14 protein-coding genes are annotated in these 12,983 nt (G+C 46.1%); all 14 read left to right on the plus strand.

Going from position 1 to position 12,983, the window contains the following annotated elements; all coding sequences use genetic code 11:
• Positions 1-82 precede the first annotated feature (82 nt).
• The 14 genes from mnmG to hemE all read left to right on the plus strand — a co-directional run bounded on the left by mnmG (position 83) and on the right by hemE (position 12,727).
• On the plus strand, positions 83-2,008 hold the full coding sequence (gene mnmG / locus CBI30_RS01875) for a tRNA uridine-5-carboxymethylaminomethyl(34) synthesis enzyme MnmG (RefSeq protein ID WP_088526639.1): 1,926 nt from the start codon (positions 83-85) through the stop codon (positions 2,006-2,008).
• Entirely contained in the window at positions 2,001-2,663 is a 663-nt protein-coding gene (gene rsmG, locus CBI30_RS01880) for a 16S rRNA (guanine(527)-N(7))-methyltransferase RsmG (RefSeq protein WP_088526640.1), read from the plus strand. The genes mnmG and rsmG overlap by 8 nt, the downstream gene beginning before the upstream one ends.
• A gap of 25 nt (positions 2,664-2,688) precedes the next feature.
• Entirely contained in the window at positions 2,689-3,459 is a 771-nt protein-coding gene (locus CBI30_RS01885) for a ParA family protein (RefSeq protein ID WP_088526641.1), read from the plus strand.
• An 18-nt stretch (positions 3,460-3,477) separates the two neighbouring features.
• Positions 3,478-4,368, plus strand: coding sequence for a ParB/RepB/Spo0J family partition protein (locus tag CBI30_RS01890; RefSeq protein WP_169711241.1), 891 nt, complete (start codon positions 3,478-3,480; stop codon positions 4,366-4,368).
• Between the two features lie 69 nt (positions 4,369-4,437).
• Complete coding sequence (locus CBI30_RS01895; RefSeq protein ID WP_088526643.1) at positions 4,438-4,932, plus strand: ATP synthase subunit I; 495 nt, start codon at positions 4,438-4,440, stop codon at positions 4,930-4,932.
• Between the two features lie 39 nt (positions 4,933-4,971).
• Entirely contained in the window at positions 4,972-5,847 is an 876-nt protein-coding gene (gene atpB / locus CBI30_RS01900) for a F0F1 ATP synthase subunit A (protein ID WP_088526644.1), read from the plus strand.
• 45 nt (positions 5,848-5,892) lie between these two features.
• Positions 5,893-6,159: a F0F1 ATP synthase subunit C gene (atpE, locus tag CBI30_RS01905; protein WP_012357116.1), complete on the plus strand. Its 267-nt coding sequence runs from the start codon at positions 5,893-5,895 to the stop codon at positions 6,157-6,159.
• 63 nt (positions 6,160-6,222) lie between these two features.
• The gene (locus CBI30_RS01910) at positions 6,223-6,693 is read left to right on the plus strand and encodes a F0F1 ATP synthase subunit B (RefSeq protein WP_088526645.1); all 471 of its coding nucleotides are present in this window, start codon (positions 6,223-6,225) and stop codon (positions 6,691-6,693) included.
• Position 6,694: 1 nt separating this feature from the next.
• Positions 6,695-7,231 carry a F0F1 ATP synthase subunit delta gene (locus tag CBI30_RS01915; RefSeq protein WP_088526646.1) on the plus strand — a complete coding sequence of 179 codons (537 nt, stop codon included), beginning with the start codon at positions 6,695-6,697 and terminating at the stop codon, positions 7,229-7,231.
• Positions 7,232-7,276: 45 nt separating this feature from the next.
• A complete protein-coding gene (gene atpA, locus CBI30_RS01920; RefSeq protein ID WP_088526647.1) occupies positions 7,277-8,818 on the plus strand; it encodes a F0F1 ATP synthase subunit alpha in 1,542 nt (513 codons plus the stop codon).
• Between the two features lie 17 nt (positions 8,819-8,835).
• The gene (gene atpG, locus CBI30_RS01925; RefSeq protein WP_088526648.1) at positions 8,836-9,705 is read left to right on the plus strand and encodes a F0F1 ATP synthase subunit gamma; all 870 of its coding nucleotides are present in this window, start codon (positions 8,836-8,838) and stop codon (positions 9,703-9,705) included.
• Positions 9,706-9,760: 55 nt separating this feature from the next.
• Entirely contained in the window at positions 9,761-11,161 is a 1,401-nt protein-coding gene (gene atpD / locus CBI30_RS01930) for a F0F1 ATP synthase subunit beta (RefSeq protein ID WP_088526649.1), read from the plus strand.
• Between the two features lie 21 nt (positions 11,162-11,182).
• On the plus strand, positions 11,183-11,599 hold the full coding sequence (locus CBI30_RS01935; protein WP_088526650.1) for a F0F1 ATP synthase subunit epsilon: 417 nt from the start codon (positions 11,183-11,185) through the stop codon (positions 11,597-11,599).
• 9 nt (positions 11,600-11,608) lie between these two features.
• Entirely contained in the window at positions 11,609-12,727 is a 1,119-nt protein-coding gene (gene hemE, locus CBI30_RS01940) for a uroporphyrinogen decarboxylase (RefSeq protein WP_088526651.1), read from the plus strand.
• The last annotated feature ends 256 nt before the right edge of the window (positions 12,728-12,983 follow it).

Raw genomic sequence — 12,983 nt, forward strand, 5'->3', positions numbered from 1 at the left:
TTAATATTTTTGTTTAATAGTCACATTTGTTTCACGTGAAACCTACAAAATGCTATGATCATCGCCCTATCTGAGGCAAATCATGCGTTATTCAAAAAACTTCGATGTCATTGTGGTTGGCGGCGGTCATGCTGGAACTGAAGCTGCGCTTGCGGCTGCGCGCATGGGATGCGATACCCTCCTCATTACCCATAGTATTGAGAATTTAGGTGCCATGAGCTGTAATCCCTCCATTGGCGGTATTGGTAAGGGCCACTTAGTTAAAGAGATTGATGCCATGGGTGGTGCAATGGCAGCGGCTACGGATGAGGCTGGTATTCAGTTTAGGATCCTTAATTCGAGTAAGGGGCCGGCGGTGCGTGCAACCCGTGCCCAGGGCGATCGGGTTTTATATAAGGCAGCTATTCGCCACCGCCTAGAAAATCAAGAAAATCTTACCCTCTTTCAGGCAGCTGTAGATGACCTATTGGTTCAGGGGGATGAGGTTCAGGGTGTTCTTACCCAAATGGGCTTGAAGTTTATGGCTAAGAAGGTGGTGCTAACTGCTGGAACCTTCTTGGATGGAAAGATTCACGTTGGTTTAAATAATTATGCCGGCGGTCGAGCTGGTGACCCGGCCGCAGTTTCTTTATCCGCAAGATTAAAAGAGTTAAAACTTCCTCAGGGAAGATTAAAGACGGGCACTCCGCCGCGGATAGATGGGCGAACCATTGACTTCTCTGTAATGCTAGAGCAGCCTGGGGATTTAGACCCTGTCCCAGTTTTCTCCTACTTAGGGCGTCCGGAGCAACATCCAAAACAAGTTCCCTGCTGGATTTCTCATACTAATGAGCAAACCCATGACATTATTCGAGGTGGTTTAGACCGCTCCCCGATGTATACGGGCGTGATTGAGGGGGTTGGACCCCGCTACTGCCCTTCAATTGAAGACAAAATTCATCGTTTTGCCTCCAGAAATAGCCACCAAATCTTCTTGGAGCCGGAAGGATTAACAACGAACGAGTTTTATCCTAATGGCATCTCAACCAGCCTCCCTTTTGATGTTCAGTGGAATTTAGTTCGGAGCATTCGGGGTCTAGAGTCTGCTGTGATTGTGCGTCCTGGCTATGCAATTGAGTACGATTTCTTTGATCCGCGCCATTTGCGCCATAGCCTGGAGACCAGGGCAATTGCAGGCCTCTACTTTGCGGGGCAGATTAATGGAACTACAGGCTATGAAGAGGCTGCCGCACAAGGCATGCTTGCTGGTATTAACGCGGGCTTGGCTGCGCAGGGCAAGGAGCCTTGGTTGCCTAAGCGCAGCGAATCCTATATTGGCGTTCTGGTTGATGACCTCATTACTTTAGGCGTCCAAGAGCCCTACCGTATGTTTACTAGTCGCGCAGAATATCGCCTGAGCTTGCGTGAAGATAATGCTGATATGCGCTTAACTACGATCGGCCGTGAGCTTGGATTGGTTAATGATTATCGCTGGAGTACCTTTTGTAGAAAACAAGAGGCTGTTTCACGTGAAACATCACGTTTGCAAGAAATTTGGATAGGACCAAAGCATGGTTCAGCTAAGGCTGTTTCTGAGCTTTTGGGTCAGGATCTATCGCACGAATGCAGTGTTGCTGACCTCTTGAGGCGCCCTGGCATTACTTATAGCGCAGTAACAAGCTTGTCGGAGGGGCTGTGGTCCCCTGGAACTCTAGATGATGACCTGGGTTTGGCTCAGCAAATCAGCGACCAAGTCGAAATTTCTATTAAATATCAAGGTTATATAGATAGGCAGACGGTTGAGATTGCTCGGCAAGAGCATAACGAAACCTTCCCGCTGCCTGAGTGGCTGGATTACACCCAAGTTCTGGGCTTATCTAAAGAAGTGCAACAAAAGCTTAATTTGCATAAGCCGGGTACTTTGGGCCAAGCTGGCAGAATCTCTGGGGTAACGCCCGCAGCGCTATCTTTACTATTAGTGCATCTTAAAAAAGGCTTAGGCCGAACGCAAGAAGCGGCTCATGAATAATGAGTTGGTTTCCTTGGGGATTGAAGATTTGGGATTAAACCTAAACCCAGAAAATATTGCTGATTTAGAATTGTTTTTACAGGAAATGGGCCGCTGGAATCAGGTGCACAATTTAACAGCAATTGAAGGCGAGCAAAACTCTATACGTCTGCATCTTATTGATTCTATTACTGTTTTACCAATTATGCGTCAATTTTTGACGGACCCCGGTCCGAGTATTGCAGACCTTGGTTCGGGTGGCGGTCTGCCAGCCATACCCATTGCAATCTTGCAACCAGGCTGGCATTTAACCTTGATTGAGGCCATCCGCAAAAAGACAGCGTTTCTGCAGCATGTACGCGGTAAGTTGGGCCTAAAGAATATTCAGGTGTTAAGTGAGCGCGTTGAGGTGGTTGGGAAAAACCAGTCTGGACAGTTTGATGCTGTGATCTCAAGAGCATTTACCAATCTTGCCAATTTTTTGGAGTTGTCCCTGCCCCTGCTTAAGCCCGAAGGCCTGGTATTTGCTATGAAGGCCAAGCGCGCAGACGAAGAGTTGCAGGATGTTTGTATGGATGACTGGCGATTGGTGGCTGATGTGCCCTTAAAAATCCCAAATTTAGCGGTGGAGCGCCGGCTTTTAGTCTTATCCCCCGTGAGAAAATTACCCCTTTAAAGCACGACCTTTTTAAGAAAAAACTATGGCCAAAATATTTTGTATTGCTAATCAAAAAGGTGGGGTGGGTAAAACAACTACGGCAGTTAATTTAGCTGCTGGTTTAGCTGGACATCAGCAGCGTGTTTTATTGGTCGATTTAGATCCACAGGGCAACGCCACGATGGGATCAGGGATTGAGAAATCGGATCTAAATAGCACGGTATATCAAGTGCTAATTGGTCTCGCATCGGTGAAGGAATCTGCGGTTCGTTGTGAGAGCTCTGGCTATGATGTATTGCCAGCAAATCGTGACTTAGCAGGCGCAGAAATTGAGTTGGTAGATCTGGATTCTCGCGAGCAAAGATTAAAGGATGCGCTTGCTGTCGTTGCTAATGATTATGATTTTATTTTGATTGACTGCCCCCCTGCCCTATCTTTACTAACGCTCAATGGGTTGTGTGCAGCTAATGGCGTGATCGTCCCAATGCAGTGCGAGTATTTTGCATTGGAGGGCCTATCTGATTTGGTCAACACGATTAAACAGGTGCACGCGAATTTAAATCCAGATTTGGTCATCATTGGTTTATTGCGTGTGATGTTTGATGCGCGCATGACATTACAGCAACAAGTTTCCGATCAGCTGCTTGAGCACTTTGGCGATAAGGTATTTAAAAGCATTATTCCTCGCAATGTTCGCCTGGCTGAGGCCCCTTCCTACGGGCTTCCTGGGGTGGTGTTCGATAGATCATCGCGTGGCGCCAAAGCCTATTTGGAGTTTGGTGCCGAAATGATTGAACGTATTCAGCAAATGTAAAACCTAGGAACAAAAAATATTATGGTTGCAATAAAGAAAAAAGGTTTGGGTCGTGGGCTTGAGGCATTGCTTGGTGAGAAAGCACAAAAAGAAAACACTGCTGATATCAATCGCTTGCCATTGACTGCATTACAGGCCGGCAAATATCAGCCGCGTCAAAAAATGGATGTCAGTGCATTGCAGGAGTTGGCCGACAGTATTCGCGAGCAAGGTGTGATGCAGCCACTATTGGTGCGTTTAGTTGCCCCCGGTAAATACGAAATTATTGCGGGCGAGCGACGCTTTCGTGCGGCAACATTAGCGGGATTAAAAGAGGTGCCAGTTTTAGTTTCTGGTGCCGACGATCAGGCTGCCGCTGCAATGGCTTTGGTTGAGAACATGCAGCGCGAAGATTTAAATCCGCTGGAAGAATCACAAGGTTTGGCAAGATTGATCGAGGAGTTTGGTTTTACTCATGAGCAGGCTGCAAAAGCAGTGGGTAAATCCCGGAGTGCGATTACTAACTTGCTACGCTTAATTCAACTGGCAAAACCAGTACAAGCCATGCTTTTAGCTGGCGATATTGATATGGGGCATGCACGAGCGCTGCTCCCTCTGCCAGGAGCAAGTCAGGTAGCTTTGGCGCAAAGAATTGCTGCGCAAGGACTCTCGGTTAGAGAGGCTGAAAGAATGTCTACTGCCTTGGCGCGTGCTGGAGGGCAAATTGGAGATAAAAAAGCCAAAACCAATTTGGAAGCAGGCGCACCAAGCCGCGACCCAGATATGCGTCGTTTAACCCAGGAAATCGCTGATTTGATTGGGTTAAATGCAGAATTTAAGCTCAAGGGTAAGGGCGGCGAGCTCAGAATCCGCTTTAGTCAATTTGATGAACTGGACTCTCTGTTGAAAAAATTGGGTGTTGAGGCTTAAATCATTGCTAAAAATGACTCCAAAACATTTGACCTATTGCAGTGCACACATTAAACTCTCGAGGCTAAATTGATTCCTCAAAAAAATCGATTTTCTGAGGTAAATGACTGGGATGAGCCCGAAGAAGAGGTGTATCGGGTACTTAGTAAGGAGGAGATGGCGGTATTGCGAAAAAGCAATGCTCTAAATCACCCCCCGTTATCACCCTGGAAGATTTTGGCTGCACAAGTGGTGATTACAGTGCTTAGCATGGTAATTTGGTCAGTTTTTGGGGAGCCGGTAGGGGAAAGCCTTTATTCTCAGTCGGCCTTTTTAGGTGGTTTAATTAGCGTCTTGCCATCAGCCTTATTTTTAATCAGGCTGGAGTTGGCGAAAAAAACGCAGATATTGAATCCAGGAAATTATTTAGCAGCATTGGTTTCAGGCGAATTTATCAAAATTGTCGTGACTTTGATGCTGTTTGTTGGGATTGCGTATCTAGTCCCAGGCGTGCTTTGGGTCCCATTATTGGTGACTTATGTGCTTGCCTTAAAGTGTGTTTGGCTGGCGTGGTTTTGGCGCTAAGAGTAATAAATGAGATTGAACCAAAGGACTAGTTAAGAGATGTCTAGCGAAGTAAACCAAGCCCACGCGGCAGCAGAGCAAATGACGCCAACAGCGTACATTTCTGAGCATTTGCAAAACCTCACCAGCACTGGTGAGCATCAAGCCGCTATTATTGATTTCAGCATCATTAATTTAGATACTATTTTTTGGGCTTCCTTAATGGGCCTTTTAACTGTATTTATCCTATTGATCGCAGCGCGTCGTGCAACTCCAGGCGTACCTGGTCGCTTCCAGTGTTTTGTAGAAATGCTTGTGGAAATGGCCGATACACAAGCCAAGAGCATTGTTCATGGCGATCGTAGTTATATTGCCCCACTCGCTCTGTTTGTATTCTTTTGGATCATCCTCCTCAATACTTTAGATTTAATTCCGGTAGATTGGGTTTTGGGCGTAAATCATTTCATCGAGAGTTTTGGTGTGCATGTGCCCCATCACAAGCTGGTGCCTACAACCGACCTCAACGCCACCATGGGCATGTCCATGTCTGTTTTGCTGCTAGTTTTCTTTTATAGCTTCAAGGTCAAAGGTTTTGGCGGCTTTTTACATGAACTCATTTCCGCACCATTTGGCGCGAAGTGGTACTTGGCCCCGTTCAATCTTTCTTTGAACATCATTGAATATCTTGCTAAAGGTGTTTCATTGGGAATGCGACTATTCGGCAATATGTATGCTGGCGAGCTCGTCTTCCTATTGATCGCATTGCTAGGTAGTGTGTGGACATTTAATTTAGATTTATCCCTGTTCGGATTGGTGGGCCATGTTATTGCTGGATCAGCTTGGGCCATCTTCCACATTTTGGTTATTTTGTTGCAAGCCTTTATTTTCATGATGTTGACTTTGGTCTACATCGGGCAAGCGCATAGCCATCACTAAGATTTTTATTTTTAACTTATCTCTTTAACTTCAGGAGTCAGCAACATGCAACAATTTCTCGCAAACATTCAAGGTTTCACAGCAATCGCTATCGGCATCATCATTGGCCTCGGCGCGATCGGTGCTTGTTTAGGCATTGCATTGATGGGTGGTAAATACATTGAAGCATGTGCCCGTCAACCAGAATTGATGGAGCCACTCCAAACTAAGATGTTCCTTTTGGCTGGTTTGATCGACGCTGCGTTTTTGATCGGCGTTGGTGTTGCAATGTTGTTTGCTTTCGCAAACCCACTGCTCGCAGTTATTAAGTAATTGTTTTGGCGTGGATGACCAGGTGGTCATCCAACCGTTCTCAACAATACTGAAAGGAATATCGTGAATCTGAACGCGACCCTATTCGCGCAAATGATCGTTTTCTTCGTCTTATGGTGGGTTGTTGCACGCTTTGTGTGGCCACCCCTAGTTAAGGCGTTAGATGAGCGTTCAAGCAAAATTGCCGATGGCTTGGCAGCTGCCGAGCGTGGTAAAGAAGCACTCGCTTTGGCAAGTAACGAAGCAGAGCAAGAATTAACTAAAGCACGCCAAGAAGGTGTGCAGCGTGTTGCAGAAGCTGAAAAACGTGCGCAAATGTCCGCTGAAGAAATTCGCGCCAACGCACAAGCTGAAGCTGCCCGCATCATTTCTCAAGCTAAGCAAGATGCTGATCAACAAGTAACACGTGCTCGCGAAGTGTTGCGTGCTGAAGTGGCTGTGTTGGCTGTTAAAGGCGCAGAGCAAATTTTGCGTCGTGAAGTGGATGCAAAAGCCCACGGCACATTGCTTGATCAACTGAAGGCAGAACTTTGATATGGCTGAATTAGCCACGATTGCACGCCCCTATGCTGAAGCGCTTTTTCAAAGCACTAAGCCTGCTGAGCTTGCTACATGTTTGGAGCAGTTAAGTGAACTGGCGCAGCTTGCTGCTTTGCCAGAAATTGCTGCTCTATCAAACAACCCAAAAGTATCTGCTGATGATTTAAGCAAATTGCTTTCCGGCCTGGTGAAGACAAAGCTGGTCGGCAAAATCGCAATCTTTTTAAGTCTCGTAAATCAAAACCACCGCTTATCCGCTATTCCTGAAATTGCTAAGCAATTTGAGGCAATGAAGAATAAGAGCGAGGGTGCAGCAGAAGTAATGATTACTAGCGCATTCCCATTAGAGGGTTCTGCGTTGAATGATTTGTTGTCAAGTTTGAAGAAGCGCTTTGGGGGTAAAGAATTGCGCCCAACTATCCAAGTAGATCCTGCATTGATTGGCGGAGTTCGCATTCAAGTTGGTGACGAAGTATTGGATAGCTCTGTGAAGGCACAGTTAGCTCAAATGCAAGCAAGTCTTGGCGCATAAGTTATCCCTATTAAGAACATACGAAATAAGACCCAGGAGTAAGTAATGCAACTCAACCCTTCCGAGATCAGCGAACTGATCAAAAGCCGAATTAGCGAAATGGGCGTTGACTCCCAACTTCGCAACGAAGGCACTGTAATTTCAGTGACCGACGGTATTTGCCGCGTACATGGCTTGTCTGGTGTTATGCAGGGCGAAATGTTGGAATTCCCTAACAACACTATCGGCCTCGCGTTGAACCTTGAGCGTGATTCTGTTGGCGCAGTGGTATTGGGTGAATACACCCACATTAAAGAAGGCGATCCAGTTAAGTGTACTGGCCGCATTTTGGAAGTTCCAGTTGGTCCAGAGTTGCTCGGTCGCGTTGTAAACGCACTTGGTCAGCCAATTGATGGCAAAGGCCCAATTAACACCAAGTTAACTGACTTCATCGAAAAAGTTGCTCCAGGCGTTATTGCACGTCAATCAGTTAGTCAGCCAGTGCAAACTGGTTTGAAGGCGATTGATGCGATGGTTCCAATTGGCCGTGGTCAGCGCGAGTTGATCATTGGTGACCGTCAAACAGGTAAGACAGCAGTTGCGGTTGACGCGATCATTAACCAAAAAGGTAAAAGCGTTTATTGCGTTTACGTTGCGATTGGTCAAAAAGCTTCCACTATTGCTAACGTTGTTCGAAAGCTCACAGAGCTGGGCGCAATGGAATACACCGTTGTTGTTGCAGCAAGTGCTTCTGAGTCTGCAGCGATGCAGTACCTTTCAGCCTACGCTGGTTGCACAATGGGCGAATACTTCCGTGACCGTGGTGAAGACGCATTGATCGTTTATGACGACTTAACAAAACAAGCAGTTGCATACCGTCAGATTTCTTTGCTCTTGCGCCGCCCACCGGGCCGCGAAGCCTACCCTGGCGATGTGTTCTATCTCCACTCACGTCTGCTCGAGCGCGCTGCTCGCGTAAATGCTGAGTACGTTGAGAAATTTACAAATGGATCAGTAAAAGGTAAGACAGGTTCTTTGACCGCGTTGCCAATTATTGAAACCCAAGCTGGTGACGTTTCTGCCTTCGTTCCAACCAACGTTATTTCGATTACGGATGGTCAGATCTTCTTGGAAACTGACTTGTTTAACGCGGGTGTACGTCCTGCGATTAACGCCGGTATTTCTGTTTCACGTGTTGGTGGCGCAGCTCAAACTAAAGTCATTAAGAAATTGTCTGGTGGTATTCGTACCGACTTGGCGCAGTATCGTGAATTAGCGGCATTTGCTCAGTTTGCATCTGACCTTGATGAGGCAACTCGCAAGCAGTTGGAGCGTGGTCGTCGCGTTACAGAACTGTGTAAGCAAGCCCAATACAAGCCTTTGCAAGTTTGGGAAATGGCCGCTTCACTGTATGCAGTCAATAACGGCTACTTTGATGACCTCGAAGTGAAGAACGTGTTGCCATTCGAAAAAGGTTTGCAAGATCATTTGAAATCTAAGTACGCTGACTTGGTTGGCCGTATTGAAGAAACCAAAGACTTGAGCAAAGATGACGAAGCTGCTTTGCGTCTTGCAATTGAGGATTACAAGCGTTCAGCCTCTTTTTAAGGGGGCTCGCATAAATCATGGCAAGCACAAAAGAGATACGATCTAAGATCAAGAGCGTGCAAAACACGCGCAAGATCACGAAGGCAATGGAAATGGTCGCCGCATCCAAGATGCGTCGCGCCCAGGAGCGCATGCGTAATGCGCGTCCTTATGCTGAAAAAATTCGTGAGATTGTTGCCAACCTTTCTAAAGCAAATCCTGAGTTCCGCCCGGCTTACATGGCAACTCGTGATGTGAAGAAAATTGGCACGATTTTGGTTACAACAGACAAAGGCTTATGTGGTGGTTTGAATACCAATGTGTTGCGTCTGATTGCAAACCAGGTGCGCGATATGGAAGGCAGTAATATTGGAATTGAATACACTGCCATTGGTTCAAAAGGCCTCCAGTTTTTAAATCGCTCTAAAGCAAAACTAATTTCCCAAACAACTCATATTGGCGATACGCCACATATGGATGTGTTGATTGGTGCAATTACTGCCCAACTAGAAGCGTTTGAGCGTGGCGAGATTGATGCCGTTTATTTGGCATATACCCGCTTTGTAAATGCAATGAAACAAGAGTCTGTTTTGGAAAAACTCTTGCCACTGGAGCCAGCTGCATTAACTCCAGAAGAGAAATCAGGAAATTCTTGGGATTACATCTACGAGCCAGATGCAGAGTCCATCTTGAATGGCTTGCTTAAGCGCTACGTAGAGGCAATGATTTATCAAGCTGTTGCTGAAAATATGGCTTCAGAACAATCTGCGCGTATGGTCTCGATGAAGGCCGCTTCAGATAATGCGAAGAATGTAATCGGCGAATTGCAATTGGAATACAACAAAACACGACAGGCTGCTATTACTAAAGAGTTGTCAGAGATTGTTGGTGGAGCGGCTGCGGTTTAAGCGGTCAGCGTTTAGGATTACGAAAGAATTCAGGAATTAAAAGCGGAGAAATGCGATGAGTAACGGAAATATCGTGCAGTGTATCGGTCCAGTGGTGGACATTCAGTTTCCACGCGACAAAATGCCAAACATTTATGATGCGTTGACATTAGTTGATAGCGGCGAAAAATCATTTGCTGAAAAAGGTCTGACCTTTGAAGTGCAACAACAGATCGGTGACGGCGTAGTTCGTGCGATTGCCATGGGTGCAAGCGATGGTTTGCGTCGCGGCATGCAAGTTGTTTCTACTGGTAAGCCAATCTCTGTTCCTGTCGGTCCTGCAACATTAGGTCGCATCATGGACGTATTAGGCCGCCCAATTGATGATGCAGGCCCAATTGCTACTGAAGAGCGTCGCGCTATTCACCAGCCAGCACCAAAGTTTGATGAGCTCTCCCCTTCTGTTGACCTATTAGAAACCGGTATTAAAGTTATTGACTTAGTTTGCCCGTTCGCTAAAGGCGGTAAGGTTGGCTTGTTCGGTGGTGCGGGTGTTGGTAAGACCGTGAACATGATGGAATTGATTAACAACATTGCTAAGCAACACTCTGGTTTATCAGTGTTTGCTGGTGTTGGTGAGCGTACTCGTGAAGGTAATGACTTCTATCACGAGATGAAAGAATCGAACGTTATCGACAAAGTAGCGATGGTGTTTGGTCAGATGAATGAGCCTCCTGGCAACCGTTTGCGCGTTGCGTTGACTGGTTTGACAATGGCTGAAGCATTCCGTGATGAAGGCCGTGATATTTTGTTCTTCGTTGACAATATTTACCGTTACACACTCGCCGGTACTGAAGTATCTGCATTGCTCGGTCGTATGCCTTCTGCTGTGGGTTATCAACCTACATTGGCTGAAGAAATGGGTAAGTTGCAAGAGCGTATTACTTCAACTAAGACGGGTTCCGTTACTTCCATTCAGGCCGTTTACGTTCCTGCGGATGACTTAACCGATCCATCACCAGCGACAACATTCTTACACTTAGACTCCACAGTTGTGTTGTCACGTGACATTGCTGCTTTGGGTATTTATCCAGCGGTTGATCCATTGGATTCAACCAGCCGTCAGCTTGACCCACAAGTAGTTGGTCAAGAGCACTATGACGTAGCTCGTGAAGTACAGATGACATTGCAACGTTATAAAGAGTTGCGCGACATTATTGCAATTTTAGGCATGGACGAATTGTCACCAGAAGATAAGTTGGCAGTATCACGTGCACGTAAGATTCAACGTTTCTTGTCCCAGCCTTTCCACGTTGCTGAAGTATTTACTGGCTCACCAGGTAAATACGTTCCATTGAAAGAAACTATCCGTGGTTTCAAAATGATCTGTAGCGGTGAGTTGGATCACTTGCCTGAGCAAGCGTTTTACATGGTGGGTTCAATTGATGAAGCCATCGAGAAAGCTAAGAAGCTTTAATCGAACTCATCTAGGGAAATTATGTCAACCATACGCGTCGATGTAGTAAGTGCTGAGCAATCCATTTTCAGCGGTGAAGCCAAGTTTGTTGCGCTTCCTGGCGAAAACGGTGAGCTCGGTATTTTGCGCGGCCACACTCCGTTGATTACACGCATTCGTCCAGGCTCAGTTCGCATTGAAAAAGCTGACGGTGATGAAGAGTTTGTATTCGTAGCGGGTGGCTATTTAGAGGTTCAGCCTGATCATGTCATGGTATTAGCAGATACTGCTATTCGTGGTCATGATCTAGATGAAGCTAAGGCAACTGAAGCTAAGAAGCGCGCCGAAGAAGCAATGCAGAATCGTGGTACTGACTTTGACTTGGCATTAGCTCAATCAGAGTTTGTAATGGCAGCAGCACAGCTTGCAGCAATTGCACGCTTCCGTCGTAAAAAGTAAGAGCCGGTCATCTCCTTGTTGTTAAATGATCGGTTTTTAAAAGCCTGCTTGGGCGAAGCGGTTGATCAAACACCGCTTTGGCTCATGCGCCAGGCTGGCCGCTATCTCCCTGAATACAATGCCACTCGAGCCAGAGCTGGTAGTTTTTTAGGTCTTGCGAAAAATCCTGCTTATGCCACAGAGGTAACGCTCCAACCTTTGGATCGCTACCCATTAGATGCGGCTATTTTATTTTCAGATATTTTGACCATTCCCGATGCCATGGGCTTGGGCTTGAAATTTACTGCAGGCGAAGGGCCCAGCTTTGATCGCCCCTTGCGAACAGAAGACGCCGTCAAAAAATTGCGCGTTGCGGATATGGACGAACTCAAATACGTATTTGATGCTGTTTCAGAAATTCGTAAGGCATTAATTCAGGATGGCAAGCAACGCGTTCCTTTGATTGGTTTCTCTGGAAGCCCGTGGACATTGGCTTGCTACATGATTGATGGTTCGGGCTCTGATGATTTTCGTCATGCCAAGACCATGATGTTTAGTCGCCCTGATTTGCTGGAACATATCCTGGAGATCAATGTCCAGTCAATTGCCGCCTATCTGATTGAGCAAGTCAAGGCAGGCGCACAAGCACTCATGATTTTTGATACCTGGGGAGGATTGCTCCCCGACGGCTGGTACCAACGCATGTCCTTGGCTGCAATGCAAAAAGTAATCGCATTATTGCCACGCGAACATGAGGGTCGCAAGATTCCCATCATCATGTTTACTAAAGGTGGCGGCATTTGGTTAAACGATATGGCTCAAGTTGGCGCAGATGTGATTGCGATCGATTGGACTATGCGCCTAAGCCGTGCCCGTAAGCAGCTTTTAGAGATTAATAAGCCTTTGTCATTACAAGGCAATTTAGACCCTCTGATTCTATTTTCAGAACCCAAGCAGATTGCAGCTGCTGCTTCTGGACTGTTGGAAGACTTGGCCAGTGCCCCAGCATTAAAGCCGGGGCTCCATTCTTTAGATGGTCACATCTTTAATCTGGGTCATGGTATCAACCAATTTACACCTCCAGAAAGCGTTACCGCCTTGTCCGAAACGGTAATCTCCAAGTCAAAAGCCCTGCGGGCAAAGCAATAATCACAAGTAATCGCTAACTTTTACCAGTATTTGGTAAAAAGTTATGCACAGATATGTGCAAAAACCCAAATACAGTAAGATTGGCGATAAATCTGAAAACTTACTTTTAGTAAGCAGTGTAAATTATTGATTTATATAGATATTTAATAAAAGTCTGATTTTAGGTCACAGATAGCATTCCTATAAAATAACTATAGAAACCTAAAATAGTGAATGATATCCACAGACTTATCCACAGGCTAAGACAGAAAATTTT

It is taken from the genome of Polynucleobacter aenigmaticus (assembly GCF_002206635.1).
GTDB lineage: Bacteria > Pseudomonadota > Gammaproteobacteria > Burkholderiales > Burkholderiaceae > Polynucleobacter > Polynucleobacter aenigmaticus.